Here is a 25,604-nt window from a genome sequence, read left to right as displayed (position 1 = left end):
CAACGGAGGGGGAGCGACGCGCTTCTTCCCGTTCCCTCCCACTCTACTTCGCCGCCGCCGCGTCGAACCCGTAGGCGTGCCGCATGATCTGGTAGAGGTAGCTCTCCTCGACCACGCCGCGCACCAGGTAGGCGCCCGGGCCGTCGGCGAACACGCCCACGTCCTCGCCCGAGTGGGCGCTGCTGGGCAGGTTGGCCACGGCCGCCTGGTGGTAGTCGATGTCGTCAGTGTCCTCCTTGGACGGATCGGCGCGCGAGCCGCCGCCTTCGGGGCCGCCGGGGCCGGTGGCGAAGCTGAGCACCGTGTAGGGCTTGCCGTCGCCGGCCACGACCGGCTCGCCCTCGTTGCCCGCCAGGCCCAGGATCGGGGCGTTGCGGGCGGCGTAGCCCGAGATCACCAGGCCGTGGCTGTGGTCGGCGGTGACGATCACCAGGGTGTCGTCCAGGTTCACCTTGTCCAGCACCGCCTGGACCGCCTTGGAGAACTCGACCGTCTCGGTCAGGGTCCGCTTGGCGTTGTTCAGGTGGCTGCCCATGTCGATCTTGCCGCCCTCGACCAGCAGGAAATAGCCCTTGGGGTTCTTCGACAGCAGGTCGACGGCCTTGGTCGCCATGGCCGCCAGGGTCGGCACGCCCTGGCCCAGCACCGGACGCTCCACCTCGTAGGGCAGGTGCTCGCTGGCGAACAGGCCCAGCACGGGACCGGTCTTGGCCGGATCCAGCGCCGCCAGTTCGACGTCGGTGGTCACATAGGCCGCGTTCGGAGCCTTCAGCCATTCGGCGGTCAGGTCGCGGCCGTCGGCCCGCTTGCCGTCCTTGGCGTCGGGCAGGAAGCGCGAGCGCCCTCCCCCCAGGGCCACGTCCAGGCGCAGACCGGCCGGAGCCTCGACCAGCTGGCGGGCGATGTCCTTGCAACCGGCCGCCACGGCGTCGGTCGGCATGTCGCCGTCGCCTTCCCAGTCGCGATAGGCGGTGTGGGCGTAAACCCCCGCCGGGGTCGCGTGGGTGATGCGCGTGGTGGTCACCGCCCCGGCCGCCAGGCCGTGGGCCTTGGCCAGCTCGGCGATGGTCTCGACGCGGGTCCCCGCCTCGCTGGCGCAGCTCTCGGGCTTGGCCGCCCCGCTCAGGCCGATGACCTTGTTGCGGGTCTTCACGCCGGTGGTGATGGCCGTGATGCCCGCGGCGCTGTCGGTCACCTGGGTGTCGTGGCTGTAGGTCTTGGACAGCGCCGTCCACGGCAGCTTCTCGAACGACAGGACGTTGCTCTCGCCGTCGACGCCGCGCTGCTGGCCCTCATAGATGCGGCTGGCGACGACGGTGGAGATCCCCATGCCGTCGCCGAGGAACAGGATGACGTTCTTGGCCTTGCCGGTGCGGGGATTGACCGTCAGGGCCTTGGCCAGGGCCGCCTGGCCGGCCTGGTAGTAGGCGTCGCCGGGCGCGGTGTTGGTCAGGGGCGCGGCGGGCTTGGGCGCGGCCAAGGCCGGCGTGGTCGAAACGGCGACGAGGGTGGCGGCGAGGAACAGGGAGGCGCGGGTCACGGAAAGCTCCAGCAAGGACGTCGGACGTCCTCTGCTGGCGTTTCGTGACAGTTCTTTGAGCGGTCGCTTCGAAAGCCGTGCGTCCTTCGAGGCCCGCTGCGCGAGCGCCTCAGGATGAGGAAATCAGAGACAATCCACGCTCCTCATCCTGAGGTGCGAGCCAAAGGCGAGCCTCGAAGGACGCAAAGCCTAAGGCCGCCGCACCCGCCAGGCGAAGGCGGTGGCCGTGGCCAGCAGGATCGCCGCCCCGGCCTGGTGCAGCACGCCCAGCGCCAGGGGCACGGCGGACATCAGCGTCCAGATCCCCAGGCCCGCCTGCAGGCAGACGACGCCGACCAGCGTGAAGGCGATCAGCTTGGCCTCCTCGGGCAACCGGCGCGAGCGCGTCGCGGCCACGCCGATGACGATCGCGGCGACGAACAGGGCGTAGGCCATCAACCGGTGGTGCAGCTGCACCGCGCCCTGGCTGTGGGCGATCGTGCCCCAGAAGCCGTGGCCGGCGTATTCGGCCGGGACCAGCGCGCCGTTCATCAGCGGCCAGTCGTTATAGACCAGGCCCGCGTCGTTGCCGGCCACCAAGGCGCCCAGCAGGCTCTGGAAGAACACCGCGCCCAGGAAACCCAGGGCCCAGCCGCGCCAGTCAGTGCGCTCCTCGACGCGCGGCGAGCCCGACCAGGCATCGAGGGCCGTCCAGATGAGGAAGACGAACAGCGCCAGGGCCAGGCCCAGGTGGATCATCAGCCGCTCAGGGGCCACCGAGACCCGCTCGGACAGGCCGCTGGACACCATCCACCAGCCGACCAGCCCCTGCAGGCCGCCCAGGCCCAGCAGCACCGCGCAGCGCCAGATCAGCCGCCGGGGGATCATCCGCCGGACCAGGAAGAACACGAACGGGATGGCGAACACCGCCCCGACCAGCCGTCCCAGCAGCCGGTGCGCCCACTCCCACCAGAAGATGCCCTTGTAGGCCTCCAGCGTCATGCCGGCGTTGACCAGCCTGTACTGCGGGATCTTCTTGTAGAGCTCGAAATTGGCCCGCCAGGCCTCGTCCGACATCGGCGGCAGGGCGCCCATGATCGGCTTCCACTGAGTGATCGACAGGCCGGAGTCGGTCAGGCGCGTCGCGCCCCCGACCACCACCATGCCAAACACCAGGACGGCCACGACGAACAGCCACACGGCCACGGGCCTTGAACGATCGGAACGCAGGAAGGACGTCATGACAGCCGGAAAGAACGCCTGTTAGGGGCCGAAATACGGCGAAGCCTTGCCGTACGCCCGACATGCGCGCCCGTCCATGGCCTCATGACGCATAAGCTCTCACATGCGATAACGCCCTGTGCTGGATCGGAGACCGGGATGAGCGGGGTTGGCGTTTTCGTGGCCGTGGTGATCGGCATCCTGGCCGGCTGGATCGCCGACCTGGTGCTGGCCCGCCGGCACGGGCTGTTCACCAAGCTCTTGATCGGCGTCGTCGGTTCGTTCATCGGGACCTTCATCGCCCAGCGGCTGGACCTGCGGTTCGACGGCTTCCTCGGCAGCCTGCTGGTCTCCAGCGCGGGCGCGATCTTCTTCCTGGCCGTTCTCGGCATCTTTTCGAGCATCTTCCGGAGACCCGCTTGAGCGCTCCTCTCATTCCCGCCCGCCTAATTCCCGCAAGAGTGCGCAAGTTCATCGGCGGGATCGGCATCCTGGTGTTCCTCGGGGCCTGGATCTGGGCCTTCACCAGCCTCTATGATTTCCTGCCGGATAACCGCGCCGTGCACCTGGTCTATTTCGTGGTCGCCGGCATGGGCTGGGGCCTGCCGCTGATGCCGCTGATGTCGTGGATGGGCAAGGCTGATAAGCCGGTCGGGCGCTGACGCCGTGCGTCCTTCGAGGCTCGGCTGCGCCTCGCACCTCAGGATGAGGAATTCAGAGCAACAGAGTTCCTCATCCTGAGGCGCCGCGAAGCGGCCTCGAAGGACGCATAGCGCCAAAACGAAAAAGGCCGCCCCGGAGGGCGGCCTTTCCATTCTTCCGGTCTCAAATCCCCGCGAGGAGGAAATGGTCGGAGCGACAGGATTTGAACCTGCGACCCCTTGACCCCCAGTCAAGTGCGCTACCAGGCTGCGCCACGCTCCGTCCGGAAGGAGCGCCCTTATAGGTGCGAGCCTTGCCGGGGGCAATGGGATTTCTCGGGCAATTCCCAGGGATTTGAAGCGCCCCTCAGACGCCCCGCAAAAGCCCGTCCAGCCGGGCTTTGACGGCCTGCAGGTCATCCAGCGCCAGGACCAGCCGGTCCCGCGCCTCGTCGGCCAGGTCGCCGCGCGGAAGCGAATCGAGGCTCGCGGCGGTCAGGGCGTCCAGCGAGGCCGAGCCGTTGTCGCCCAGGCCCGCGGCGATCACGTGGGTCAGGCCCTGCTCGCGGTGCAGCTTCTGCACGCCCTTGATGGTGTAGCCCTCGGCGTGCAGCAGGGCGCGCACGCCGCTCAGCACGGCGATGTCCTGCGGGCGGTAGAACCGCCGCCCGCCGGCCCGCTTCATCGGGCGAATGAACGAGAACTTGGTTTCCCAGAAGCGCAGGACGTGCTGCGGCACGCCCAATTCGTCGGCGGCTTCGGAAATCGTGCGGAAGGCGTTGGGCCCCTTCGCCACCGCATCGATTCCTTCTTAGCCGCCGAGGGCGCGGTCGATTCGCGCCTTCATGACCTGCGAGGCCCGGAAACCGATCACCCGGCGGGGCTCGATCTCGGCCGGCTCGCCGGTCTTGGGATTGCGGCCCATGCGCGCCCGCTTGTCGCGCACCTGGAAGACGCCGAAGCCGGACAGCTTGACCGTTTCGCCCTTCTCCAGCGCCTCGGCGACCAGATCCAGGGTGCGTTCGACTAGGCCCGCACAGTCCTGGCGGGTCAGACCGACTTCCTCATGGACCGCCTCGCAGAGATCGGCCCGGGTCAATGTCGCGCCTTTCATGACGCCCCCTTACGCTGGATTGACAACCCCAGAGCCCGCGCTTCGGACGGGGTGGAGCCCCGTGTTTCTGCAACGCGCTCTCATCAACTCAAGCCTGCATGCCGTGATTATCGCATGGAGTCAAAGGCTGAGCGCCAAGACTTCAGGCAATGACGCAAGCTGACCGCCTAAACGGCCACGCTTGGTCTAAAGGCGTATTACGCAGGCACCCCAGGTCAGGCCGCCGCCCATCGCCTCGAGCAGCAGCAGCTGGCCCGGCTTGATGCGACCGTCGGCGATTCCCTGGGCGAAGGCCAGCGGGATCGAGGCGGCCGAGGTGTTGGCGTGCAGGGCGACTGTGGAGATCACCTTGCCCTCGTCGATGCCGACCCGGTGGGCCACCCCGGCCAGGATGCGCTGGTTGGCCTGGTGCGGAATGAACCAGTCGACCTCGGGGATCGTCACGTCGGCCGCCTTGGCCGCGGCATGGATCGCCTCGGAGATGTTGATCACCGCGTGCTTGAACACCTGGTTGCCCAGCATGCGCAGCTTGCCGACCGTGCCGGTGGTCGACGGACCGCCGTCGACATAGAGCAGCTCCTGCTTGGTGCCGTCGGCGCGCAGGGCGAAGCCGAGCAGGCCCTGGTCGGCCGTGGTCCCCTGCCCTTCGCGCGGCTCCAGCACGACCGCGCCGGCCCCGTCGCCGAACAGCACGCAGGTGCCGCGGTCGGTCCAGTCCATCAGCCGGGTCATGGCCTCGGCTCCGATCACCAGGGCGCACTTCGAATGCCCGCGGGCCACGAAGCCGTCGGCGACGCTGAGGGCGTAGACGAAGCCCGAGCAGACGGCCTGGACGTCGAAGGCGATGCCGACCGGCGCGCCCAGCTTGCGCTGGACGATGGTGGCGGTGGCCGGAAACGTCATGTCCGGCGTGGTGGTGGCCACGATGATCAGGTCGACGTCGGCGGCGGTCTTGCCGGCCCGCTCCAGCGCCTGCTGGGCGGCGCGGAAGGCCAGGTCCGACACCGGCTGGTCGTCGGCCACCTTGTGGCGCTGGCGAATGCCGGTGCGCTCGACGATCCAGGCGTCGCTGGTGTCGACGATTTCGGCCAGCTGGTCGTTGGTGACGATGTTGTCCGGCAGATAGGCCCCGACGCCCGTGACGGCGCTACGAATTACGCTCACTCGGAAGCTCCCTGGCCTTCGGCGCCCGACGCGCCTCCGGCATTCGTTTCTGCGCCGGATCTTACGCCGGTTTCGGTCAAACGTTTCAGATTGCGGTCGATCTCGGCCGAAAAGTCGCTGCGGGCCAGGTCGACGGCCACGCGGATGGCCGAGGCGTAACCCAGGGCGTCCGCCCCGCCATGGCTCTTGACCACGATGCCGTTCAGGCCCAGCAGCGGCGCGCCGTTCACCCGGCTAGGATCTAGCCGCTGACGCATCTTCTTCAGCGCGCCCGAGGCGATCAACGCGCCCAGCATGGCCAGCGGGCCGGACGTCAGAGTGGTCTTGATCTCGGCCGAGAAGAACCGCGCCATGCCTTCGGCGGTCTTCAGGGCGACATTGCCCGTGAAGCCGTCGGTGACGACCACGTCGACCGTGCCCTTGGCGATGTCGGTGCCCTCGACGAAACCCCGATAATCGAAGTCCAGCTTGGTCGCCTTGAGGATGGCGTGCGCCTCACGCACCTCCTCATGGCCCTTCTGGTCCTCGGAGCCGACATTGAGCAGGCCCACGGTCGGGCGCTCCGAACCGTGCACCGCGTGGTGGAAGGCCGCGCCCATGATCGCGAACTCGATCAGCTGCTTGGCGTCGCTCTCGACATTGGCGCCGACGTCCAGCACCGCCGAGACGCCCTGCATGGTCGGCCAGCTGGCCACGATCGCCGGGCGCTCCAGGTTGGCCCCCATGCGCAGGATCAGCTTCGAGATCGCCATCAGGGCGCCGGTGTTGCCGGCCGAGACGCAGGCGGCGGCCTCGCCGGCGCGGATCGCTTCGACCGCGTTCCACAGGCTGGTGCCCTTGCCCCGGCGCATGGCCTGGGCGGGCTTTTCCTCCATCGAGATGGCCTTGTCGGTGTGGCGGACATCGCTGACGGCGCGGGCGTCCGGTTGCTTGGCCAGCTGGGCGTTCAGCTGAGCTTCGTCGCCGTGCAGCAGGAAGCGGACGTCGGGAAGGCTCTTGGCGGCCAACGCCACGGCGGGCACGATCACGGAAGGACCGTGATCCCCGCCCATGGCGTCGATCGAAATGACTACGGGGTTAGGCACGAGGCGCTATCGGCTCCTGTAGCGGCGCACCGCCCGTTCGAGGGCGGTGGCGAAGCGGCGGGACGATACAGCCGCGGGAATATCGCGCAAGCGGAAGGACTCGACCATTTCAGGCTCCTTCTTTTCCGCCGCCCGAGTCGCTCTTCAGCGCCTTCAACGCGGCGAAGGGCGAAAGGTCCACGGGCTCGGCCGGCGGTTGAAAGACCGCGCCCGGCTTGCGGGGGAACGGGTCCAGCTCCAGGGCCAGGTGCTCGATGACGTAGCCGGAGACGTCGATGGTCTCGCCCTCCAGCACGTCGGGCGGATCGTCGCCCTCGGGATCCAGCGCCAGGTCGCCGTGCTCGTCGGGCGAGGTGTTCTCGCTGTCGGCCGGCAGCACGCGAACGGAGAATCGCGACTCGACCGGCTCCTCGAACTCGTCGGCCGACACGCTGCACACCTGGGTGACCCGTGCCCGGATCAGGCCCGAAACCTCGGCGCCGTCCATCCACGGCCGCAGGAAGACCTCGGCCTCCAGCGACTCCAGCGAGACCAGGTTCAGGGTCTTGGCGATGTCCTTGCGGGCCGCTGCGTCCGGCTCGAAATGCAGTTCCAGGCCGCGCCCCATGCGGCCCAGCGTGACGCTGTAGGGCCAGGGATCGATCACGCCTTCGGCCATTGGGCCTCTCCTTGCAGCAGGGTCTCCAGCGGCAGGGCCGCCAGCTGGTCGCGCGCGGCGACCACATAGTCGGTCAGGCCCGCCACGTCGCCCTCGCCGCGCTCCTCGAACGCGGTGCGGGCCAGGGCGGCGCTCAGCACCGAGCGGTCGGGCAAGGCCTTGGCGGCCTCGTCGAACGCCTTGAGCCGGCCATAGGCGGCGCCCACCAGCTTCTTCATCTTCTTGCCGACGGCGGTGTCGGACACGCCGATCTCGCGGAAGGCGTCGTCCAGGCCGCGGGTATAGGCGTTGAAGGTCTCCTGCGAAACCTCGGCCGCCGAGTCGCCCTGGCCCTTCAGCCGCTCCAGCAGCAGGGCCACGTGCAGGGTGAAAAGCTCGAACCGGCCCTCCATCGAGTCGTGCACGCCCATCCGGGCGTAGAACGCCGGCGAGCGGGCCTGGGCCACCGCCGAGGCGTAGAGTTTGCCCCCCGCCGCCTTGGCGGGCCTGGGTTTGAGCAGCCGGTCCAGAAACATCACTTCGCCTCGATTTCGCCGCGACGCGGAACTAGTTAGCCGTTCGATCCACGCGGACCATTGAACTAAGCCCGCGCGGGCGATAGGTCAAAGTCAGCCTGCTCAAGGTTCCGGAGCCTCAATGTCTCGTCCCGCCGTTCTCGCCGCCGCCGTCATCGGCCTCGCCGCCGTCGCCGGGGGCTGTACGCCGCTGACGAGCTATTCGGGCTTCCAGGCGATCGAGGCCAAGCCGGCCGACATGAAGGTGGGCGTGGACAGCAAGTCGACGGTGACCGAAAAGCTCGGCTCTCCCTCGGCCACCTCCACGTTCGACGCCAACGCCTGGTACTACATCTCGCAGACCACCGACCGCGTGGCCTTCTACAAGCCGCGGGTGATCAAGCGCGACGTGGTGGCGATCAAGTTCAGCCCGGCCGACGAGAAGGTCGCCTCGGTCGACACCTACACGCTGAAGGACGGCAAGGTCATCGCCTATAACGGCCATGAGACCCCGACCCGCGGCCGCGAGATGACGATCCTCGAACAGCTGCTGGGCAACGTCGGCCGCGGCGGCATGCTGCCGCAGGACGACCAGGACGTGCCGGGCAACCGCCCGCAGGACCGCCGCTAGGTCGTTTTCCCGGGCAGAGCTTGACCGTACGATCCGTTAAGGACAAGCGGCTGAAATCCCGCGACAATTTGTCGTCCCGTCAACGATTCCTAAACGACGGTCGCCCCATCCTTTGGGCGTGACGGCCCTGCGGCCGTCGCGGCTTCCGGGGGGATGGCTTTGAGCGCGCCCGATCTGCGCCCTTTGACGGTGCTCATCATCGACGACAGCGCGCCGATGCGCGAGATCATCGGCACGGTCCTCAAGTCGCTGGGCGTGCGCAAGATCCTCGAGGCCAGCGACGGCGTCGAGGCGCTGAAGGCCGTCACCGAGCGCGAAGTCGACATCATCTTCACCGACCTGATGATGCAGCCCGTCGACGGCCTGGCGTTCATCCGCTGGGTGCGCACTTCGCCCGCCAGCGCAAATCCGTACACGCCGATCATCATGGTCACCGGCCACGCCACCCGCGCCAGCCTGGACGAGGCCCGCATGGCCGGCGTCACCGAGTTCCTGGCCAAGCCCCTGACCGCGCGCGGCGTGCTGCACCGGGTCAACGAGGTGATCAACAACCCGCGCGACTTCGTCCGGGCGGGCGCCTATTTCGGCCCCTGCCGCCGCCGCAAGATCGACCACGACTATGTGGGCCAGGAACGGCGCGGCGCAGCCGAGACGACCGACTTCCCAGTCTTCGCCGACGCCCATGGCCAGGCCGATCCCGCGCCGGTCCTCGACCCCGAAGATCTGTACTGATCGCCGCCGCCACATGAACGGAAGCCAACGGCCGGCTCCGGGAACGTTCAGCCGAGATGGCCTCTTATGCGCCATCGGACGCGCCGAGCGCCCGACAGGACATCGTCGGAGACTAAGTCATGAAGCGCACTCTTCTCGCCCTGGCCGCCCTGGCCACCGTCGCCGCCGCCCCGCTGGCCGCCCAGGCCGCGCCGTGGCAGACCATCAACCAGCGTCAGGCCAATCTGGAGCACCGGATCGACCAGGGCGTCCGCAACGGCTCGCTGACCCGCGGCGAAGCCCTGCGCCTGCGGGGCGAGTTCCGCTCGCTCAGCCGCCTGGAGGCCAGCTATCGTCGGTCGAACGGCCTGTCGATGCGCGAGCGCGCCGACCTGGACGCCCGCTTCGATCGCCTGAGCCGCCAGATCAAGTGGGAGCGCCACGACCGCCAGGACTACCGCCGCAGCTAGGCTGATCGTCCCGCGCCAATGAAAACGCCCCGGAGGGAAACCTCCGGGGCGTCGGCATGTCGGGCCGTCGGCGGGATCAGACGCCGTGGGCCAGGATCGCCAGCAGCAGCAGGGCCACGATGTTGGTGATCTTGATCATCGGGTTCACGGCGGGCCCCGAGGTGTCCTTGTAGGGGTCGCCGACGGTGTCGCCGGTGACGGCCGCCTTGTGGGTGTCGCCGCCCTTGCTGTGCAGCACCCCGTCCTTGTCGGTGAAGCCTTCCTCGATCACCTTCTTGGCGTTGTCCCAGGCGCCGCCGCCGCTGGTCATCGAGATGGCGACGAACAGGCCGGTGACGATCACGCCCATCAGCATGGCGCCGAGCGAGGCGAACGCATCGACCTTGCCGGCGATGGCCTGGATCACGAAGAACAGCACCACCGGCGAAACGACCGGCAGCAGCGACGGCACGATCATCTCGCGGATCGCCGCCTTGGTCAGGATATCGACCGCCTTGCCGTACTCGGGCTTGACATCATAGGTCATGATGCCCGGGTTCTCGCGGAACTGGCGGCGGACCTCGGCCACGACCGACTCGGCCGCCCGGCCCACAGCCGTCATCGACATGCCGCCGAACAGGAAGGGCAGCAGCCCCCCGAACAGCAGGCCGACCACCACATAGGGATTGGACAGGTCGAAGGTCACCGGTCCCATGCCGTCGAAGAAGCTGCCCGGCACGGCGTTGTCCGAGAAGAACTTCAGGTCTTCGGTATAGGCGGCGAACAGCACCAGGGCGCCCAGGCCGGCCGAACCGATGGCGTAGCCCTTGGTGACGGCCTTGGTGGTGTTGCCCACCGCGTCCAGGGCGTCGGTGGTGACGCGGACTTCCGGCGGCAGGCCGGCCATTTCGGCGATGCCGCCGGCGTTATCGGTGACCGGGCCGAAGGCGTCCAAGGCGACGATGAAGCCGGCCAGCGACAGCATGGTGGTCACGGCGATGGCGATGCCGAACAGCCCCGACAGATTATAGGCCACCAGGATGCCGACGATGATCGTCAGGGCCGGCAAGGCCGTGGACTCCAGCGACATGGCCAGGCCCTGGATGACGTTGGTGCCGTGGCCCGAAACGCTGGCCTGGGCCACCGACTTCACCGGCCGGAAGCCCGTGCCGGTGTAGTATTCGGTGATCACCACGATCGCCGCGGTGACCGCCAGCCCGACCAGGCCGCAGTAGAACAGGTTGTCGGCGGTGAACATCCGGCCGTCCAGCTCGATCGGGATCGGCACCAGCTGGTGGATCACGTACCAGACCGCCGGGATCGACAGCACGCCGGTGACGATCAGGCCCTGGTAGAGGGCGCCCATGATGTTCTGCTTCTTGCCCAGGCGCACGGCGAACGAGCCGATGATCGAGGTGACGATGCAGACCGCGCAGATGGCCAGCGGCAGCAGCATCATCGACGACACCACCTCGGTTCCGCCGAAGAAGATCGCCGCCAGCACCATGGTGGCGACCGTGGTCACCGCATAGGTCTCGAACAGGTCGGCGGCCATGCCCGCGCAGTCGCCGACATTGTCGCCGACATTGTCGGCGATGGTCGCGGCGTTGCGGGGGTCGTCCTCCGGAATGCCGGCCTCGACCTTGCCGACCAGATCGCCGCCGACGTCGGCGCCCTTGGTGAAGATGCCGCCGCCCAGGCGGGCGAAGATCGAGATCAGGCTGGCCCCGAAGCCCAGTGACACCAGCGAGTCGACCACCACGCGGTCGGTGCCTTCATGGCCAAGGCTCAGCAGCAGGGCGAAGTAGCCCGCCACGCCGATCAGGGCGAAGCCCGCCACCAGCATGCCGGTCACGGCGCCGGAGGTGAAGGCCATCTTCAGACCGGCCGCCAGGCTCTCGGACGAGGCCTGGGCGGTGCGGACATTGGCCCGGACCGAGATCAGCATGCCCGCGAAACCGGCGGCGCCCGACAGGATCGCGCCCAGGGCGAAGCCCACCGGCTGTTCCCACGACTTGAAGAAGAACGCCAGCAGGGCGATCACCACCACGCCGACGATGGCGATCGTCGTGTACTGGCGCTTGAGATAGGCCTGGGCCCCTTCCTGGATCGCCGCGGCGATCTCCTGCATCTTCGCATTGCCGGGCGACGCCCGCATCAGAGAGGCGGTCTGCACGGCGCCGTACAGCACCGCCAGCAGTCCGGCCCCTATGGCCACATAAAGCCAAGAACTCATCGGTCAGTCGCCCTCTTCGCGTTTCAATCACGAGGGGTCGCCGCTTCGACAGGATCACGATCGGAAAGACCGCCCCCGGCCGCACGCGACGGGCGGGCCTATGGCCTCATGCCCCCTCGATGCTCCCTGATGACGCCGGGTCGGCGCCAAGGGATGGACAGTGCCAAATGGACGCAGGGTGTCAACCGCTTGCGGGAACGGCGTTCAGCCAGGCTTGCGGCGGCATCGGCGGCCTTGGGCGCTTGCAGAACGCTAGGGGACGAGATCGGAGTCGCCGGCCGGCGCGGGGCCCTGCGCCGGCTTGGCCGTCCCGGGCTTGGGCGGCGGCGCCATGAAGTTGCGCGGCGTCTGCTTGACCACCGTCACCAGCGCCACCTTGCCCGGCCCGATCAGGCCGTTGACCTCGCGCAGCACCGAGGCCTTCAGCCGGGCCTCGTCGAGGGCGACGTAGCTGTCGGGGCGCAGGAACGGCCTGCTGTGGGCCTCGCGGACGATGGCGTCGCGCAGCAGCGGCTCCTTGCCCTCGAACACCGTGACCAGCACGCCGGGCTTCAGGGTGACGGTCATCTGCACGAAGACGTAGTTGACCAGCTTGCCAGCCGCGATGATCGGCAGGGCCATCGACTGCAGCTTGATCACCGGATCGGGCGCTTCCTCGCCCTCGCCTTCCTTGCCGCCCTTCTTCTCCTTCTTGGCCGAACGCGCCAGGGCCGGCGTCGCCAGCAGGGTCAGCGAGGCGGTCAGGAAGGCGCGGCGGGCGACGGGCGAAGGACGGGTCATCTCCGCCCTTTTAACCGGGAAGGCTTGAGGTTTGGTTTCCGGACGCTGTCGCCTAGAACCCGGATCGCCGATGGGCCTCGACCTCTTCCTTCGAAACATCGGAGGGATAACACTTGGGCGCGTAGCCGCCCGGTTTGCTCCAAGCGCTCCGCCCGCCGCACGCAGCACCGTTGCGCATGGCGTTGTATGGGCAAGGACAGCTTCCCGAGTAGCTGTTGATCGAAGCCTGGATGATCGCCTTGCGGATCTCCGCATCGCTCTGGGGCGCCGCGGCGCTGCTGGTTGCAATCACCGAGCCCGCGACGACCGCGTAGATAAACCGCCTTATCATCGCAAGCCCCTGGCTGAGCTTACGGCGCTGAACGGCCGCACCCCACGCCACAGAGATTGCAGACTTCAGAAAATCAACTTTAAGATCAGCGCCTTGCCGATCGAAACGGCTACCCGTGCAGCCAGCCCAGCCGCTCCGGGGTGATGTCCTTGCCCTTGAACAGGGCGCAGATCCCCTCGCCTTCCACGAACTCGCCGATGTCGCGCACGGGGACGCCGGCGGCCATGGCGGCGGCCTGGAAGGCGGCTACGTCGGTGGGGTCGACGGCGCAGACGATCTCGTAGTCGTCGCCGCCCGAGGCCAGCGACATCCGGGCCTCGCCGGCTTCCGGCTGGGCGCCCAGCCAGTGGCGGGCGCCGGGCGACAACGGCAGGCGGTCCAGGTCGACCTTGACCCGCAGGCCGCTGGCCTTGGCCACGTGGGCGGCGTCGGCCAGCAGGCCGTCGGAGACGTCGGCGGCGGCGCGGGCGTAGGCGCGCAGAGCGTCGCGGATCGCCAGGCGCGGCGGCGGCAGGCGATAGCGGCGCACCAGGCCGCCGTCCGGATCCTCGACCTCGCCCCAGTGGGCCAGCAGGCCCAGCCAGCCGTCGCCGATCGTGCCGCTGACCATCAGCCGGTCGCCGACCCGCGCGCCCTTGCGCAGCACCGCGTCGCCGCTGGGGACCCAGCCCAGGAAGGTGGCCGAGACCACCATCGGGCCCGAGGTGGTGACCGTGTCGCCGCCCAGCAGACTGACGTCGTACAGCTCGCCGTCCTCGGCCAGGCCGCGGGCGAAGGTCTCGCGGTCAGTCAGGGTGGTGCCCGAGGGCCAGCCCACCGCCAGGAAATAGCCGTAGGGAACCGCGCCCTTGGCGGCCAGGTCTGACAGGTTGGTGCGCAGTAGCCGCTTGGCCACCACGTCCAGCTCCTCGCCGGCCAGGAAGTGCACGCCGGCCACCATGGCGTCCTTGGTGATCACCAGGTCGTAGCCGGGACGCGAGGGCAGAACGGCCGCGTCGTCCAACAGGCTCAACGCCGCCGGGTCGCCGCGGGTCAGCGGCCGCAGCAGTTGCTCGATCAGGCCGAACTCGTCGACCGGCGGCGCCGCGGCGGGTGTCGCGGCTTCGTCGAACCAAGCGTCGTCGACCGCCGGCGCCTGCGCCGTCGGCTCGTCGAACCAGTCGTCGTCAGCGTCTGGCGTCACGCGCGATGGCGTCCAGGGCGCCGTTGATGAAACCGGATTCCGGTCCTTCGAAGAACGACTTGGCGATCTCGACATATTCGTCGATCACCACCTCTTTCGGCACGTCGGGCCGGTGCATCAGCTCGTAGGCCCCCGAGCGCAGGACCGCGCGGGCCGTGGCGTCCAGGCGCTCCAGCTTCCAGCCCGAGGCCAGTCTGCGGACGATGGCCTGGTCGACGGCGGCCTGGTGGGCGACGACGCCCTTGGCCAGCTCGGCGAAGAAGGTCTCGTCGGCCTGGGCCAGGCGGTCGCCGTCCGGTCCGTCGACGTCGCGGTCGAAGCGGTGCTCGGCGAACTCGCGGACCACCGCGTCGACGCCGACGCCGGAGACTTCCATCTGGTACAGGGCCTGGACGGCGGCCAGGCGGGCCACCGAGCGGGGCTGGATGCGGTCGCCTCGACTCATCGTGCTTGTCCCAGCAACTGACGCTTCAGGCCGACGATCTCCAAGCACTGCTGGGCGGCCTTGCCGCCGCGGTCGCCTTCCGAGGCGCGGGCCCGGGTCCAGGCCTGGTCCTCCTCGTCGACATTGACGACGCCATAGCCGATGGCCAGGCGCTTGCCGAACGACAGGTCGTTCAGGCCGCGCGCGGTCTCGTTGGCCATGACCTCGGAATGATAGGTCTCGCCGCGGATGATGACGCCCAGCGCCACGAACCCGTCATAGCGCACGCCGACCGGCCGATGACCGGCTTCCTCGGCCAGGGCGATGGCGGCGGGGATCTGCATCGCCTCGGACACGGTGATCACGTCGTACTCGGCGCCCTGGGCGTCGATCGCCTGCGCCGCACCTTGCAGCAACGCGTCGGAAAGCCCCGAATAGCGCCGGGCCTCCACGATCAGCAGGCGAATCTTGTCTTCCACCATAGTCCTTTGACTTCTCCTCGACGGGGCAGGTCACTTCGCACCAAACGGCGCCGTCGCCAAATCGAATCGTAGCCCCGGCGGCTTCGCCGCCGAAACCAAATCTTAGAAGGCCAGCTTCGCCGCCGAAGCCGAATCACAGAATGCGCCTATAGCTCGTCCTCGGCGACGTCACTGAGGCCTTCCTGGCCAAGAAACTTCGCGAAATCGCTGGTTTCCCGGAAATCGCGATAGACCGAGGCGTAGCGGACATAGGCGACGTCATCGAGCGACTTCAACGCCTTCATGACCATTTCGCCCACCGCCGACGACGGCAGCTCGGTCTCGCCCTGGCTTTCCAGCTGCCGGACGATGCCGTTGACCATCCGCTCCACCCGCTCCGGATCGACCGGCCGCTTGCGCGTGGCGATCGAGATCGAGCGCACCAGCTTCTCGCGGTCGAAGGGCGAGCGGCGGCCCGAACGCTTGACGATGGTCAGCTCGCGCAGCTGCACCCGCTCGAAGGTGGTGAAGCGGCCGCCGCACTCCGGACACAGCCGGCGACGACGGATCGCCGCCCCGTCTTCCGACGGGCGGCTGTCCTTCACCTGGCTTTCCATGTGGCCGCAGAACGGGCAGCGCATGATCTAGGCCCTCCCGCCTGATGCAGGCCTATTAGTTGTAGATCGGGAACCTTGCCGTCAAGGCCAGGACTTCCTCGCGCACCTTGGCCTCGACCTCGGCATTGCCGTCAGCGCCGTTGATCGCCAGGCCGTTGACGACCTCGCCGATCAGTTGGCCGACGCGGGTGAACTCGGCCGTCCCGAAGCCGCGGGTGGTGCCGGCCGGCGTGCCCAGGCGGATGCCGGAGGTGACGGTGAACGGCGCGGTGTCGAACGGCACGCCGTTCTTGTTGCAGGTCATGTGGGCGCGCTCAAGGCTGTGCTCGGCGTCGCGACCGGTCACGCCCTTGGGCCGCAGGTCGACCAGCATCAGGTGGCTGTCGGTGCCGCCCGAGACGATGTTGACCCCTTGGGTCTGCAGGGCCTCGGACAGCGCCCGGGCGTTGTCGATCACCTGCTGGGCATAGGCCTTGAACGACGGCTGCAGCGCCTCGCCGAAGGCCACGGCCTTGGCGGCGATCACGTGCTCCAGCGGACCGCCCTGCAGGCCGGGGAACACCGCCGAATTGACCTTCTTGATGATCGCCTCGTCATTGGTCAGCACCATGCCGCCGCGCGGGCCGCGCAGGGTCTTGTGGGTGGTGGTGGTGACCACGTGGGCGTGGGGGATCGGGCTGGGGAACACCCCGCCGGCCACCAGGCCCGCGAAGTGGGCCATGTCGACCATCAGATAGGCGCCGACCGCGTCGGCGATCTGGCGGAAGCGGGCGAAGTCGATCTGGCGGCTGTAGGCGCTGCCGCCGGCGATGATCAGCTTGGGCTTCTCGCGCTGGGCGATCTCCTCGACGGCGTCGTAGTCGATCAGTTGGTCCTGCTGGCGCACGGTGTAGGACACCGGCTTGAACCACTTGCCCGACTGGTTGGCCGGGCTGCCGTGGGTCAGGTGGCCGCCGGCGGCCAGGTCCATGCCCAGGAAGGTGTCGCCCGGCTGCAGCAGCGACATGAACACCGACTGGTTGGCCTGCGAGCCCGAGTGCGGCTGGACGTTGGCGAAGCCGGCCCCGAACAGCGCCTTGGCGCGCTCGATGGCGATGGTCTCGATCTCGTCGACATATTCGCAGCCGCCGTAGTAGCGCTTGCCCGGGTAGCCCTCGGCGTACTTGTTAGTCAGGATCGAGCCCTGGGCCTCCAGCACGGCGCGCGAGACGATGTTCTCGGACGCGATCAGCTCGATCTGGTTCTGCTGGCGGTTCAGCTCCAGGCCGATGCGATCGAAGATGTCGCGGTCGGCCGCGGCCAGGTCCGCCCCGAAGAAGGCGCTCTTGTCGGCGGTGATGTTGCTGGCCGGTGCGGTCATGGACGCTCTCCTGTCGATAGGTCGGACTCGGGCGAGTTCGGTCGCGCTCTCTTTACCCCCCTTCGCGCCACGATCAATCCGGGAACCTCATCCCGAGCCGGGGCGTTGCCAAGGAAGCGGCGCCGGTAGAACCGGCGGCCAGGCGTTTTGGCGACCTCCAGGCAAATCGAAGACAGGGCGGAAAGAGTATGGCGACGGCGTACGGCGAGGCGGAAAACCATGGCGACGACGTCGATATTCTGGGCCTCAGCGCGTCGATCGTGGCCGCCTACGTGGCCCAGAACACGGTGGCCCGCACGGCGATCCCGGAGCTGATCCGCTCGGTCCACGGCGCCCTGTCCTCCCTCGCCGGCGCCCAGGCCGAACAACAGCCCGCCGAGCGCAACAAGCCCGCCGTGCCGGTCTCGCGGTCGGTGCAGCGCGACTACATCGTCTGCCTGGAAGACGGCAAGAAGCTGAAGATGCTCAAGCGCTACCTGCGCACCCACTACGACATGAGCCCCGAGGAATACCGCCGCAAATGGTCGCTGCCCGGCGACTATCCGATGGTGGCCCCGGCCTACGCCGAGCGCCGCTCCGACTTCGCCAAGTCGATCGGCCTGGGCAAGGGGAAGATGCGGGGGCGCTGACCTACCCCTCCCCCTATGGGGGAGGCGATCGCGCAGCGATCGTTGGGGGGAGTTTTAGGAGCGGAGATCGTAGGACCGGCTATCGGCCGATCACTCCCCCCTCCGTCGGCTTCGCCGACACCTCCCCCACAGGGGGAGGATTTGAAACCTAAGCCGCGTGGCCGCCCATGCGGGCCACGTTGCAGTGGGCCCAGAGCTTTTCCATCGCCCCGACCAGCTTGCGCATCATGTCGTCGGTGTGGAACGGCGTGGGGGTGAAGCGCAGGCGCTCGGTGCCGCGCGGCACGGTGGGGTAGTTGATCGGCTGCACATAGACGCCGTGGTCGGCCAGCAGCATGTCGCTGATCATCTTGCAGTGGACGGGGTCGCCGACCAGCACCGGGACGATGTGGCTGTCGTTGTCCATCACCGGCAGGCCTGCCGCCTTGAACATCGCCTTCAGCGTCTGGGCGCGCTCCTGGTGGGCCTCGCGAACCTCCGGGTGCGCCTTCAGGTACTTCACGCTGGCCAGCGCCCCGGCGGTCAGGGCCGGCGGCAGCGAGGTGGTGAAAATGAAGCCCGAGGCGACCAGGCGGATGGCGTCGACCACCACCGCGTCGCCGGTGATGTAGCCGCCCATCACGCCGAAGGCCTTGCCCAGCGTGCCCTCGATGATGTCGATCTGGTCCATCAGGCCGTCGCGCTCGGCCACGCCGCCGCCGCGCGGGCCGTACATGCCCACGGCATGGACCTCGTCCAGATAGGTCATCGCGCCGTACCGCTTGGCCAGGGCCACGGTGCCCGCCATGTCGGCGATGTCGCCGTCCATGGAATAGACGCTCTCGAAAGCGACCAGCTTGGGCGCATCGGCCGGGGCGGCGGCCAGCAGCTGCTCGAGGTGCGCCAGGTCGTTGTGGCGGAAGATGTGCCGCTCGCAGCCGCCGTTGCGGATGCCGGCGATCATCGAGGCGTGGTTCTGGGCGTCGGAGAAGATGATCAGGCCCGGCAGGATCTTCTGCAGCGCCGACAGGCTGGCCTCGTTGGAGACATAGCCCGAGGTGAACAGCAGGGCCGCTTCCTTGCCGTGCAGGTCGGCCAGCTCGGCCTCCAGCTCGACATGGTGGTGGTTGGTGCCCGAGATGTTGCGCGTGCCGCCCGAGCCGGAGCCGTGCTGGTCGATCGCCGCGTGCATGGCGTCCAGCACCACGGGATTCTGGCCCTGGCCCAGATAGTCGTTCGAGCACCAGACCACGATCTCGCTCTCGCCGCCGTCCGGACGGGTCCAGGTGGCGCGCGGAAAGGCGCCGCGATGGCGCTTCATGTCGGCGAACACCCGGTAGCGGCCTTCGTCGCGGATCTGGTCGACGACACTGCGGAACGCGGCTTTGTAGTCCATGGTCACTTCATCCGACGGACTTCGACGAGTCCGACCGGTCCCTTCTCAAGGCTCGGCTTTTCGCACCGGCGACGCACGCTGTCCACATAGGTGCGTTTACCTATCGTGTCGAACTACGCGATTGGACATGCCGATCGCGCCAATGAACACCTGGAGTGAACACCCTGGCGACGGATCCGCCAAACGGTTCAGTTCAGGTCGGCGATTTTGCCGCGCAGCATCTGCAGCACGGCCGAGAAATCCTTGCCGCTGAAGCCGTTGGCGTCGAACAGGGCGTAGAGGGCCTCGGCCTGGGCGCCCATCGGGGTGGAAGCGCCCGCCCTGGCGGCGGCTTCCTGGGCCAGTTTCAGGTCCTTGAGCATCATCGCCGTGGCGAAGCCGCCCTCGTAGGCGCGATCGGCGGGCGTGGAGGGGCCCACGCCCGGGACCGGGCAATAGCTCGACACCGACCAACACTGGCCCGACGACTTGCTGGCGATCTCGAAGAATCGGTCGGCGGCCAGGCCCAGCTTCTCGGCCAGGGCGAAGGCCTCGCAGGTTCCCAGCATCGATACGCCCAGCAGCATGTTGTTGCAGATCTTGGCCGCCTGGCCCGCCCCGTGGTCGCCGGCATGGATCGTCACGCGGGACATCGGCGCCAGCGCCGCCTCGACGGCCGGAAAGTCGTTGGCGTCGCAGCCGACCATGAAGGCCAGGGTCCCGGCCTCGGCGGCCATGATCCCGCCCGACACCGGGGCGTCGGCGAACCGGAAGCCCGCGGCCTTCGCCTGCCCGGCCACGCCCCGGGCGCTGTCGACGTCGATGGTCGAGCAGTCGATCAGCAGGGCCGATTTGGGCGCGTGGGCCAGCACCTGCTCGCCGTAGACACTCCGCACGTGCGGTCCGGCCGGCAGCATGGTGATCACCACCTCGGCGTCGGCCACCGCCTCGGCCACCGAGCCCGCCGGATGGCAGCCGGCGACCGCAGCCTTGTCCAGCGCCGCCGCCGACAGGTCGAAGGCGCGGACATGATGCTGGGCCTTGGCCTGGTTGGCGGCCATGCCGCCGCCCATGTTGCCCAGGCCAATGAAGGCGATGCGGGTCATGTTGGTTGCTCCCAAATGCGAACCGCGCCTCATGGGCGCGGTTCTTATGGTTGTGTTTAACTCGCTGCGTCCTTCGAGGCTTCGCTTCGCTGCGCACCTCAGGATGAGGAATTCAGCAACAGCGCACCTCTTCCTGAGGCGCCCGCGCAGCGGGCCTCGAAGGACGCAAAGCGCCCCTACCGCGCCCCGGCCGGCTTGCGGAACTTGTAGATGAACTGGTCGGTCTTGCCGCGGATCGACGGGTCGAAAACGCTGAGCTTGCGGGTGTCGGACCGGTCGCGCAGCACCCGGCTTTCGCCCTCGAAGATGAAGCCGGCGGCGGTCACCTCGCGCTTGACCGCCTCGGGATCGATCCGGTGCAGGGTCTCGGTGTCGCGCAGGCCCGAGCCCGGTTCGGCCGAGTGGTCGAGCACCAGATAGACGCCGCCCGGCTTCAGGGCCCGGAAGATCTGGCGGTTGACCACCGACAGGTCGGCCGGCCCCATGAACTTGTCGTGCATGTCGTGGTAGTTCTGGGCCGTGAACACCAGGTCCAGCTTCTCCGGCGTGGCGAAGTTGGGCAGGGTGTTGAGGATCACCGACACGTTCTTGTAGGCCGGGTCCCGGGCGATGGCCGTCACGGCCGGCTCGCGCTTGGCCAGCTTGGTCAGTTCGTCCGGCACATAGGCGTAAACGTGGCCGCGCGGCCCGACGGCCTTGGACAGGATGCGGGTGAAATAGCCGCCGCCGGGAATCAGGTCGGCGACCTTGGCGCCCGGCTTGACGCCGGCGAAGGCCAGGGTCTGGCCCGGCAGGCGGTTCTCGTCGCGGACCATGTCGGCGGCCGGGCGCTTCGAATCGGACAGGGCCACGGCGATGTTGGCGGGAATCGCGGCGGGCGCGTCGGCCGGCGGAGGCGGCGGCGCCGCCGCGGGGCCCATCGGAGTCGTGGCGCAGCCCGCCAGGGCGAGCACGGCGACGAGGCTGAGTAGCGGCTTACGCATGGGTATTCCTTCCGACGGCGTCTTCTCGTTGCGGGCAAGCTAGCGCAGCAATCACGCTACGTCAGCGGCGACCACTCCTGATCAGCCGGGAGCGGCGCGAAAATCTCATCCAACATGGCGTCGGACACATCTTCAAGCTTGGCCGGATCCCATTTCGGCGCGTTATCCTTGTCGACGATCACAGCCCGCACGCCCTCAAGGAAATCGTGCCGCCGGACCACCCGCGAGCCGATCCGATATTCCATGGCCATGTTGTCGGCGAAGTCGGTCATCGCCGCCCCCGCCTCCAGCTGCCGGAAGGCGACCTTCAGGGTCTGGGGCGACTTGGTCTTCATCGTCGCCAGCTGGGCCTTGCCCCAGTCGCTGCTGTCGGCCTCCAGGAACTCGAAGATCTGTTCGACGCTGTCGCCGACGAACAGGCGGTTGAGATCCTGCTCGAAGCTGACCAGCGGCGCCTTGCCGGCGTCGGCGCGGTATTTCTTCAGCGTCTCCTCGATGCGGCGGGGGTCGGCGATGATCGCCTTCTTCAGCCCCTCGACAGCGCCGAACTCGACGAAATGGGTGGCGATCCCCAGCCGCAGGCAGTCCGCGCCCTTGATCCGCGCCCCGGTCAGGGCCAGCCACAGCCCCGCCTTGCCCGGCAGGCGCGGCAGGTACCAGCCGCCGCCCACGTCGGGGAACAGGCCGATGCCGGTCTCGGGCATGGCGAAGGTCGTCCGCTCGGTGGCGATCCGGTAGTGGGCCGGCATCGAGATGCCGACCCCGCCGCCCATCACCACCCCGTCCAGGAGGGCGACCACCGGCGTGTCGTAGGTGAACAGCAGGTGGTTCAGTTGGTACTCGGTGTGGAAGAAGGCCCGCGCCTCCTTGGCGTCGCCCGCGCCGCTGCGGGCCAGCATGCGGATGTCGCCGCCGGCGCAGAAGCCGCGTTCGCCGGCATGGTCGATCACGACCATGTAGATCTCCGGATCGTCCCGCCAGTCCAGCAGCGCGCCGATCATCGTCTCGCACATGGTCTGGGTCAGGGCGTGCAGCGCCTGGGGCCGGTTCAGGGTCAGCCGGCCGACGTTCTTCTGGACGCGGACAAGGACTTCGGGTTGGTCGGTCATACGGCTTCCTTGGCGGCTTCCTTGGCAACGTCCTTGGCGCGTTCGGGGTCTTCGACCGGTTCGCAGTCGAGGCGGTCGATCCGGCCGTCGCTCAGCCGATAGATCGCATCCTGCGGCACGTCCTGCTCCAGGGTCTGGGCCGGCGACAGGCCCGCATAGGCGCCGCGCAGCAGGCGGCCGGCTATGCCGTGGCTGACCACGATCAGCCGCCGCTCCGGCTCGGCGGCCTGCTCGGCCAGCCAGCCGCCGACCCGCGCCGTCACCTGGCCATAGGTTTCGCCGCCGGGCGCGGCGAAGAACCAGGCCCGGTCGGTGAACAGCGCCGGGTGCTCGCGCGCCAGGTCGGTTCGCAGGCGCCCTTCCCACGCGCCGACCGTCAGCTCCATCAGGCGGTCGTCGAATTCGACCGGCAGGCCCAGCCTGGCGCCGATGATCCCGGCCGTGTCCCGCGCCCGCCGCAGCGGGCTGGCGACGATCCGCCAGGGATGCGCGGCGTCGCGCTGGACCAAGTCATGCAGCAGATCGGCCATCGCCCCGGCCTGGGCACGCCCCAGCGGCGTCAGGTCGGACTCGCACTGGCCTTGCAGCCGATGCGCGCGGTTCCACTCGGTTTCGCCGTGGCGGCAGAGATAGATCATTTGGCAGTCGCTCTCAGATCGAAACACTCTAAGTCGCAGGCTGCGGCGACCGTCAGGAGGGTCTCGTCGCGTGAGGCCAAGGGCCAGCCCTGGTCGAGAGCGAGCGCGAAGTATGAGACGTCGAAGAGGCTGAGACGCAACGCACGCGCCAGAGACGCCAAGTCCTCGATTTCCATAGCCGGGGCATGAAGTTGCACATCAAGGCGACGGTAGTTCCTGAAAGCCCTCTCGTAGCGCTCGCCAGGCAACAAGCCTCGCCGCGCCATGCCAACGAGCACATTGCAGACTTCCCATTCGAAGATCGCGGGCGCTTCGAAGACGATGGCGTCTGCCTGGTCGAGGAATGCGGTCGCGGCGTCAGTCGCCTGCGAAGGCAGCAACCAGGCTAGAGCGGCCGAGGCGTCGAGAACAATCGACCTCACTCGCGAGCCATCTGTTTCAGCTCTTCCCAGGTCAGGTTTTCCGCATCGGGATTGGCGGCGGCGATGGAATCGCGAAGCGCCTTGAATCGAGCTACCAGTTCCTTTGCGGACGTCTTGCGTGGAAGGACGCGCCCTGGTTCCCGCACGGGCTCCAAGGTCGCCACCGCACGTCCGTGGCGCGTAATGGTCACGGCCTCGCCGTCCCGCTCGACCGCATCCAGCAGCGACGAAAGATGGGTCTTGGCTTCGAGCACACCGACTTCACGCATGGTAAGGACTCCAACTCTGACCACATATAGTCAGACTATCATTCCGAGCGCGCCGACGGAATGGTCTCTTGCCCTTGCCGTCAAGCCGCGCTTGCCGCGCCGCGACTTCGTCGGCGATCAAGGACTTGGGCTCTCTATCAATGACGACCTGGTACGTCCGCTCGCAAGCGACGCCTTCAGCCACGGGAATCTCGACCTCCCTCACTGGCGGAACATCTCGCGGGCGATGATCACCCGCATGATCTCGTTGGTGCCTTCCAGGATCTGGTGCACCCGCAGGTCGCGGACGATGCGCTCCAGCGGGTAGTCCTGCAGGTAGCCGTAGCCGCCGTGCAGCTGCAGGGCGTCGTTGGCCACCTGGAAGCCGGCGTCGGTGGCGAAGCGCTTGGCCATGGCGCACAGCTTGGTGGCCTGCGGGTCGCGATTGTCCAGGGCATGGGCGGCGTTGCGGACCATCAGGCGCGCGGCCTCCAGTTCGGTGGCCATGTCGGCCAGCTTGAACTGCAGGGCCTGGAAGTCCTTCAGGGCCTTGCCGAACTGGTTGCGGGTCTCGAGATAGGCCTTGGCCGTGTCGAGCGCGAACTGGGCGCCGCCCAGCGAGCACGAGGCGATGTTCAGCCGCCCGCCGTCCAGCCCCATCATGGCGAAGCGGAAGCCCTCGCCTTCCTGGCCGATGCGGTTGGCGACCGGCACGCGGCAGTCGTCGAAGTTCACCGCCGCGGTCGGCTGGGCGTTCCAGCCCATCTTGCGCTCGTTGGCCCCGAAGCTGAGGCCCGGCGTCCCCTTCTCGACCACGAAGGCCGACACGCCCTTGGCCCCGTCGCCGCCCGTACGGGCCATGACCACATAGACGTCGGAGACCCCGCCGCCCGAGATGAAGGCCTTGCCGCCGTTCAGCACATAGTGGTCGCCGTCCAGCCGCGCGGTCGTGCGCATATTGGCCGCGTCGGAGCCCGCGCCGGGCTCGGTCAGGCAGTAGCTGGCGATCAGCTCCATGGTGGTCAGGCGCGGCAGGTAGCGCCGGCGCAGGTCGTCGGACCCGAACCGATCGATCATCCACGAGGCCATGTTGTGGATGGTCAGATAGGCCGCGGTCGGCACGTCGCCGTAGCTCAGCGCCTCGAAGATGATCGAGGCGTCCAGACGCGTCAGACCGCTGCCGCCGACGTCGTCCTGGACATAGATGCCCGCGAAGCCCAGGCCCGCCGCCTCGCGCAGCACGTCGACCGGAAAGTGCTTGCGTTCGTCCCACTCGGCGGCGTGCGGGGCAAGGCGTTCCGCCGCGAAGCTCGAGGCCATGTCCCAGATAGCGCGTTGATCGTCGTTGAGCGCGAAATCCATGCGCGATATCCTCCCAAGCGGGGCAGGGTGACCCCCTCGCCTTCTTGGCCGCTGACCTGCCGCGCGCCGACGACTGTGTCAATCATATCTCACTTGCCGACTTTGAATGCCGCAGTGCGCAAAAAGTCGGAACGAAGTGTCGCACCGCCCTTGATCCGCCCGTCCTCGAGTATCAAATCGCGGCCATCGGAGGCGTCGTCTTTCTGTCATGCGTAAGTTCTTTGCCGTTTTCGCCGCCCTCGCGGCCCTTGCCAGCGTGTCGTCGGTCCAGGCGGCCGACCTGGGTATCTGGACCGGCCCCAAGGACAATGTCCGGGTCGCGATCAAGAGCTGCGGGACCAGCACCTGCGGCACGGTGGTCTATGCCAGCCCCAAGGCCGAGGCGGACGCGCGCAAGAGCGGCCTGACCACCCTGGTCGGCCAGCAGCTGCTGCGCGACTTCGAACCGACCCGCAACGGCAACATGCGCGGCAAGGTCTTCGTGCCGACCCTGAAGGTCACCCTGGTCGGCACCGCCGAGTTCATCGACGGCCGCACCATGAAGGCCAAGGGCTGCGTCCTGGGCGGGCTGATCTGCAAGTCCCAGGTCTGGCGCCGCATCGACGGCGTCCAGCAGGCGCGCGCCGAAAACGTCAACTACGCCCCGTAGTTCGAGCGCCCTTAAGCAACCAACC

The 25,604-nt window shown here is 68.2% G+C and carries 30 protein-coding genes, 1 tRNA gene and 1 pseudogene; 8 read left to right on the top strand and 24 right to left on the bottom strand.

What is annotated here, in order from left to right:
• Positions 1–43: 43 nt before the first annotated feature.
• Together ACSQ2G_RS10625 and ACSQ2G_RS10620 are read right to left on the bottom strand one after the other, a co-directional pair.
• On the bottom strand, positions 44–1,540 hold the full coding sequence (locus tag ACSQ2G_RS10625) for an alkaline phosphatase (RefSeq protein ID WP_436030678.1): 1,497 nt from the start codon (positions 1,538–1,540) through the stop codon (positions 44–46).
• A gap of 189 nt (positions 1,541–1,729) precedes the next feature.
• Positions 1,730–2,761 carry a COX15/CtaA family protein gene (locus ACSQ2G_RS10620; RefSeq protein ID WP_436030676.1) on the bottom strand — a complete coding sequence of 344 codons (1,032 nt, stop codon included), beginning with the start codon at positions 2,759–2,761 and terminating at the stop codon, positions 1,730–1,732.
• Between the two features lie 138 nt (positions 2,762–2,899).
• Between ACSQ2G_RS10620 and ACSQ2G_RS10615 the strand changes: the two genes are divergently transcribed.
• The 3 genes and pseudogenes from ACSQ2G_RS10615 to ACSQ2G_RS10605 form a co-directional block, all read left to right on the top strand.
• Complete coding sequence (locus tag ACSQ2G_RS10615) at positions 2,900–3,163, top strand: GlsB/YeaQ/YmgE family stress response membrane protein (protein WP_436030674.1); 264 nt, start codon at positions 2,900–2,902, stop codon at positions 3,161–3,163.
• A complete protein-coding gene (locus ACSQ2G_RS10610; protein WP_436030672.1) occupies positions 3,160–3,402 on the top strand; it encodes a DUF2842 domain-containing protein in 243 nt (80 codons plus the stop codon). Before ACSQ2G_RS10615 ends, ACSQ2G_RS10610 begins: the two co-directional genes overlap by 4 nt.
• A 24-nt stretch (positions 3,403–3,426) precedes the next feature.
• Positions 3,427–3,488 (top strand): annotated as a pseudogene (locus tag ACSQ2G_RS10605) (hypothetical protein); the annotation flags it as partial.
• Between the two features lie 99 nt (positions 3,489–3,587).
• Here the strand turns inward: ACSQ2G_RS10605 and ACSQ2G_RS10600 are convergent.
• The 7 genes from ACSQ2G_RS10600 to ACSQ2G_RS10570 all read right to left on the bottom strand — a co-directional run bounded on the left by ACSQ2G_RS10600 (position 3,588) and on the right by ACSQ2G_RS10570 (position 7,917).
• A tRNA-Pro gene (locus ACSQ2G_RS10600) sits at positions 3,588–3,664 on the bottom strand.
• A gap of 84 nt (positions 3,665–3,748) precedes the next feature.
• Positions 3,749–4,177 (bottom strand): MerR family transcriptional regulator, encoded by a 429-nt coding sequence (locus ACSQ2G_RS10595; protein WP_436030670.1) that lies wholly within the window; start codon positions 4,175–4,177, stop codon positions 3,749–3,751.
• A 15-nt stretch (positions 4,178–4,192) separates the two neighbouring features.
• Positions 4,193–4,495 carry an integration host factor subunit alpha gene (locus ACSQ2G_RS10590; protein WP_012287059.1) on the bottom strand — a complete coding sequence of 101 codons (303 nt, stop codon included), beginning with the start codon at positions 4,493–4,495 and terminating at the stop codon, positions 4,193–4,195.
• A gap of 186 nt (positions 4,496–4,681) precedes the next feature.
• On the bottom strand, positions 4,682–5,659 hold the full coding sequence (locus tag ACSQ2G_RS10585; protein WP_436030668.1) for a beta-ketoacyl-ACP synthase III: 978 nt from the start codon (positions 5,657–5,659) through the stop codon (positions 4,682–4,684).
• On the bottom strand, positions 5,656–6,711 hold the full coding sequence (gene plsX, locus ACSQ2G_RS10580) for a phosphate acyltransferase PlsX (RefSeq protein WP_436031940.1): 1,056 nt from the start codon (positions 6,709–6,711) through the stop codon (positions 5,656–5,658). The genes ACSQ2G_RS10585 and plsX overlap by 4 nt, the downstream gene beginning before the upstream one ends.
• Before the next feature lie 142 nt (positions 6,712–6,853).
• Complete coding sequence (locus ACSQ2G_RS10575; protein WP_436030666.1) at positions 6,854–7,402, bottom strand: YceD family protein; 549 nt, start codon at positions 7,400–7,402, stop codon at positions 6,854–6,856.
• Positions 7,387–7,917, bottom strand: a complete 531-nt coding sequence (locus tag ACSQ2G_RS10570; RefSeq protein WP_436030664.1) for a ubiquinol-cytochrome C chaperone family protein — start codon at positions 7,915–7,917, stop codon at positions 7,387–7,389. Before ACSQ2G_RS10570 ends, ACSQ2G_RS10575 begins: the two co-directional genes overlap by 16 nt.
• Before the next feature lie 121 nt (positions 7,918–8,038).
• On the opposite strand from ACSQ2G_RS10570, the gene ACSQ2G_RS10565 reads away from it, so the two are divergent.
• From ACSQ2G_RS10565 to ACSQ2G_RS10555, 3 genes are all read left to right on the top strand, one after another.
• Positions 8,039–8,527: an outer membrane protein assembly factor BamE gene (locus ACSQ2G_RS10565; protein WP_310079568.1), complete on the top strand. Its 489-nt coding sequence runs from the start codon at positions 8,039–8,041 to the stop codon at positions 8,525–8,527.
• Positions 8,528–8,686: 159 nt separating this feature from the next.
• On the top strand, positions 8,687–9,259 hold the full coding sequence (locus tag ACSQ2G_RS10560) for a response regulator (protein ID WP_436030662.1): 573 nt from the start codon (positions 8,687–8,689) through the stop codon (positions 9,257–9,259).
• Positions 9,260–9,378: 119 nt separating this feature from the next.
• On the top strand, positions 9,379–9,708 hold the full coding sequence (locus ACSQ2G_RS10555; RefSeq protein ID WP_436030660.1) for a hypothetical protein: 330 nt from the start codon (positions 9,379–9,381) through the stop codon (positions 9,706–9,708).
• A 76-nt stretch (positions 9,709–9,784) separates the two neighbouring features.
• Here the strand turns inward: ACSQ2G_RS10555 and ACSQ2G_RS10550 are convergent, their stop codons facing one another.
• The 7 genes from ACSQ2G_RS10550 to glyA form a co-directional block, all read right to left on the bottom strand.
• A complete protein-coding gene (locus tag ACSQ2G_RS10550) occupies positions 9,785–11,923 on the bottom strand; it encodes a sodium-translocating pyrophosphatase (protein WP_436030658.1) in 2,139 nt (712 codons plus the stop codon).
• A 252-nt stretch (positions 11,924–12,175) separates the two neighbouring features.
• The gene (locus tag ACSQ2G_RS10545; protein WP_436030656.1) at positions 12,176–12,703 is read right to left on the bottom strand and encodes a hypothetical protein; all 528 of its coding nucleotides are present in this window, start codon (positions 12,701–12,703) and stop codon (positions 12,176–12,178) included.
• Between the two features lie 440 nt (positions 12,704–13,143).
• Positions 13,144–14,292 carry a thiamine-phosphate kinase gene (gene thiL / locus ACSQ2G_RS10540; RefSeq protein ID WP_436030655.1) on the bottom strand — a complete coding sequence of 383 codons (1,149 nt, stop codon included), beginning with the start codon at positions 14,290–14,292 and terminating at the stop codon, positions 13,144–13,146.
• A complete protein-coding gene (nusB, locus tag ACSQ2G_RS10535; protein ID WP_436030654.1) occupies positions 14,201–14,662 on the bottom strand; it encodes a transcription antitermination factor NusB in 462 nt (153 codons plus the stop codon). The genes thiL and nusB overlap by 92 nt, the downstream gene beginning before the upstream one ends.
• Entirely contained in the window at positions 14,659–15,123 is a 465-nt protein-coding gene (locus ACSQ2G_RS10530) for a 6,7-dimethyl-8-ribityllumazine synthase (protein ID WP_436030653.1), read from the bottom strand. Before ACSQ2G_RS10530 ends, nusB begins: the two co-directional genes overlap by 4 nt.
• Positions 15,124–15,269: 146 nt before the next feature.
• Positions 15,270–15,743, bottom strand: a complete 474-nt coding sequence (nrdR, locus tag ACSQ2G_RS10525) for a transcriptional regulator NrdR (RefSeq protein ID WP_028040434.1) — start codon at positions 15,741–15,743, stop codon at positions 15,270–15,272.
• Positions 15,744–15,774: 31 nt separating this feature from the next.
• Positions 15,775–17,079, bottom strand: coding sequence for a serine hydroxymethyltransferase (gene glyA, locus ACSQ2G_RS10520; protein WP_436030652.1), 1,305 nt, complete (start codon positions 17,077–17,079; stop codon positions 15,775–15,777).
• Between the two features lie 188 nt (positions 17,080–17,267).
• Here glyA and ACSQ2G_RS10515 point away from each other — a divergent pair, with 188 nt between their 5' ends.
• Positions 17,268–17,708 carry a MucR family transcriptional regulator gene (locus tag ACSQ2G_RS10515; RefSeq protein ID WP_436030650.1) on the top strand — a complete coding sequence of 147 codons (441 nt, stop codon included), beginning with the start codon at positions 17,268–17,270 and terminating at the stop codon, positions 17,706–17,708.
• 148 nt (positions 17,709–17,856) lie between these two features.
• Here the strand turns inward: ACSQ2G_RS10515 and hemA are convergent, their stop codons facing one another.
• From hemA to ACSQ2G_RS10475, 8 genes are all read right to left on the bottom strand, one after another.
• On the bottom strand, positions 17,857–19,083 hold the full coding sequence (gene hemA, locus ACSQ2G_RS10510) for a 5-aminolevulinate synthase (RefSeq protein WP_436030648.1): 1,227 nt from the start codon (positions 19,081–19,083) through the stop codon (positions 17,857–17,859).
• 188 nt (positions 19,084–19,271) lie between these two features.
• Positions 19,272–20,168 carry a 3-hydroxyisobutyrate dehydrogenase gene (mmsB, locus tag ACSQ2G_RS10505; protein ID WP_436030646.1) on the bottom strand — a complete coding sequence of 299 codons (897 nt, stop codon included), beginning with the start codon at positions 20,166–20,168 and terminating at the stop codon, positions 19,272–19,274.
• Between the two features lie 176 nt (positions 20,169–20,344).
• On the bottom strand, positions 20,345–21,151 hold the full coding sequence (locus ACSQ2G_RS10500; RefSeq protein ID WP_436030644.1) for a class I SAM-dependent methyltransferase: 807 nt from the start codon (positions 21,149–21,151) through the stop codon (positions 20,345–20,347).
• Positions 21,152–21,207: 56 nt separating this feature from the next.
• Positions 21,208–22,260: an enoyl-CoA hydratase/isomerase family protein gene (locus tag ACSQ2G_RS10495; protein WP_436030642.1), complete on the bottom strand. Its 1,053-nt coding sequence runs from the start codon at positions 22,258–22,260 to the stop codon at positions 21,208–21,210.
• Positions 22,257–22,898: a histidine phosphatase family protein gene (locus ACSQ2G_RS10490; protein WP_436030641.1), complete on the bottom strand. Its 642-nt coding sequence runs from the start codon at positions 22,896–22,898 to the stop codon at positions 22,257–22,259. Before ACSQ2G_RS10490 ends, ACSQ2G_RS10495 begins: the two co-directional genes overlap by 4 nt.
• Positions 22,895–23,320 carry a type II toxin-antitoxin system VapC family toxin gene (locus ACSQ2G_RS10485; RefSeq protein ID WP_436030640.1) on the bottom strand — a complete coding sequence of 142 codons (426 nt, stop codon included), beginning with the start codon at positions 23,318–23,320 and terminating at the stop codon, positions 22,895–22,897. Before ACSQ2G_RS10485 ends, ACSQ2G_RS10490 begins: the two co-directional genes overlap by 4 nt.
• Positions 23,317–23,589, bottom strand: a complete 273-nt coding sequence (locus tag ACSQ2G_RS10480; RefSeq protein ID WP_436030639.1) for a type II toxin-antitoxin system Phd/YefM family antitoxin — start codon at positions 23,587–23,589, stop codon at positions 23,317–23,319. The genes ACSQ2G_RS10485 and ACSQ2G_RS10480 overlap by 4 nt, the downstream gene beginning before the upstream one ends.
• A gap of 201 nt (positions 23,590–23,790) precedes the next feature.
• Positions 23,791–24,930, bottom strand: a complete 1,140-nt coding sequence (locus ACSQ2G_RS10475; protein WP_436030638.1) for an isobutyryl-CoA dehydrogenase — start codon at positions 24,928–24,930, stop codon at positions 23,791–23,793.
• A 208-nt stretch (positions 24,931–25,138) separates the two neighbouring features.
• Between ACSQ2G_RS10475 and ACSQ2G_RS10470 the strand changes: the two genes are divergently transcribed.
• Positions 25,139–25,579 (top strand): DUF2147 domain-containing protein, encoded by a 441-nt coding sequence (locus tag ACSQ2G_RS10470; RefSeq protein WP_436030636.1) that lies wholly within the window; start codon positions 25,139–25,141, stop codon positions 25,577–25,579.
• Positions 25,580–25,604 lie beyond the last annotated feature (25 nt).

It is taken from the genome of Caulobacter sp. LjRoot300 (genome assembly GCF_964253875.1).
GTDB lineage: Bacteria > Pseudomonadota > Alphaproteobacteria > Caulobacterales > Caulobacteraceae > Caulobacter.
The sequence above is the reverse complement of the archived record's forward strand: the minus strand, read 5'-3'. Positions and strand labels throughout refer to the sequence as shown.

Coding starts and splice junctions, on each gene's coding strand:
- ACSQ2G_RS10500 (WP_436030644.1), bottom strand. CDS start 21,151: ATGCGTAAGCCGCTACTCAGCCTCGTCGCCGTGCTCGCCCTGGCGGGC.
- ACSQ2G_RS10620 (WP_436030676.1), bottom strand. CDS start 2,761: ATGACGTCCTTCCTGCGTTCCGATCGTTCAAGGCCCGTGGCCGTGTGG.
- ACSQ2G_RS10495 (WP_436030642.1), bottom strand. CDS start 22,260: ATGACCGACCAACCCGAAGTCCTTGTCCGCGTCCAGAAGAACGTCGGC.
- ACSQ2G_RS10515 (WP_436030650.1), top strand. CDS start 17,268: ATGGCGACGGCGTACGGCGAGGCGGAAAACCATGGCGACGACGTCGAT.
- ACSQ2G_RS10550 (WP_436030658.1), bottom strand. CDS start 11,923: ATGAGTTCTTGGCTTTATGTGGCCATAGGGGCCGGACTGCTGGCGGTG.
- plsX (WP_436031940.1), bottom strand. CDS start 6,711: ATGGGCGGGGATCACGGTCCTTCCGTGATCGTGCCCGCCGTGGCGTTG.
- glyA (WP_436030652.1), bottom strand. CDS start 17,079: ATGACCGCACCGGCCAGCAACATCACCGCCGACAAGAGCGCCTTCTTC.
- ACSQ2G_RS10615 (WP_436030674.1), top strand. CDS start 2,900: ATGAGCGGGGTTGGCGTTTTCGTGGCCGTGGTGATCGGCATCCTGGCC.
- hemA (WP_436030648.1), bottom strand. CDS start 19,083: ATGGACTACAAAGCCGCGTTCCGCAGTGTCGTCGACCAGATCCGCGAC.
- ACSQ2G_RS10470 (WP_436030636.1), top strand. CDS start 25,139: ATGCGTAAGTTCTTTGCCGTTTTCGCCGCCCTCGCGGCCCTTGCCAGC.
- mmsB (WP_436030646.1), bottom strand. CDS start 20,168: ATGACCCGCATCGCCTTCATTGGCCTGGGCAACATGGGCGGCGGCATG.
- ACSQ2G_RS10570 (WP_436030664.1), bottom strand. CDS start 7,917: ATGTTTCTGGACCGGCTGCTCAAACCCAGGCCCGCCAAGGCGGCGGGG.
- ACSQ2G_RS10490 (WP_436030641.1), bottom strand. CDS start 22,898: ATGATCTATCTCTGCCGCCACGGCGAAACCGAGTGGAACCGCGCGCAT.
- ACSQ2G_RS10590 (WP_012287059.1), bottom strand. CDS start 4,495: ATGAAAGGCGCGACATTGACCCGGGCCGATCTCTGCGAGGCGGTCCAT.
- ACSQ2G_RS10555 (WP_436030660.1), top strand. CDS start 9,379: ATGAAGCGCACTCTTCTCGCCCTGGCCGCCCTGGCCACCGTCGCCGCC.
- nrdR (WP_028040434.1), bottom strand. CDS start 15,743: ATGCGCTGCCCGTTCTGCGGCCACATGGAAAGCCAGGTGAAGGACAGC.
- thiL (WP_436030655.1), bottom strand. CDS start 14,292: ATGTCGAGATCGCCAAGTCGTTCTTCGAAGGACCGGAATCCGGTTTCA.
- ACSQ2G_RS10575 (WP_436030666.1), bottom strand. CDS start 7,402: ATGGCCGAAGGCGTGATCGATCCCTGGCCCTACAGCGTCACGCTGGGC.
- ACSQ2G_RS10480 (WP_436030639.1), bottom strand. CDS start 23,589: ATGCGTGAAGTCGGTGTGCTCGAAGCCAAGACCCATCTTTCGTCGCTG.
- ACSQ2G_RS10545 (WP_436030656.1), bottom strand. CDS start 12,703: ATGACCCGTCCTTCGCCCGTCGCCCGCCGCGCCTTCCTGACCGCCTCG.
- nusB (WP_436030654.1), bottom strand. CDS start 14,662: ATGAGTCGAGGCGACCGCATCCAGCCCCGCTCGGTGGCCCGCCTGGCC.
- ACSQ2G_RS10475 (WP_436030638.1), bottom strand. CDS start 24,930: ATGGATTTCGCGCTCAACGACGATCAACGCGCTATCTGGGACATGGCC.
- ACSQ2G_RS10530 (WP_436030653.1), bottom strand. CDS start 15,123: ATGGTGGAAGACAAGATTCGCCTGCTGATCGTGGAGGCCCGGCGCTAT.
- ACSQ2G_RS10565 (WP_310079568.1), top strand. CDS start 8,039: ATGTCTCGTCCCGCCGTTCTCGCCGCCGCCGTCATCGGCCTCGCCGCC.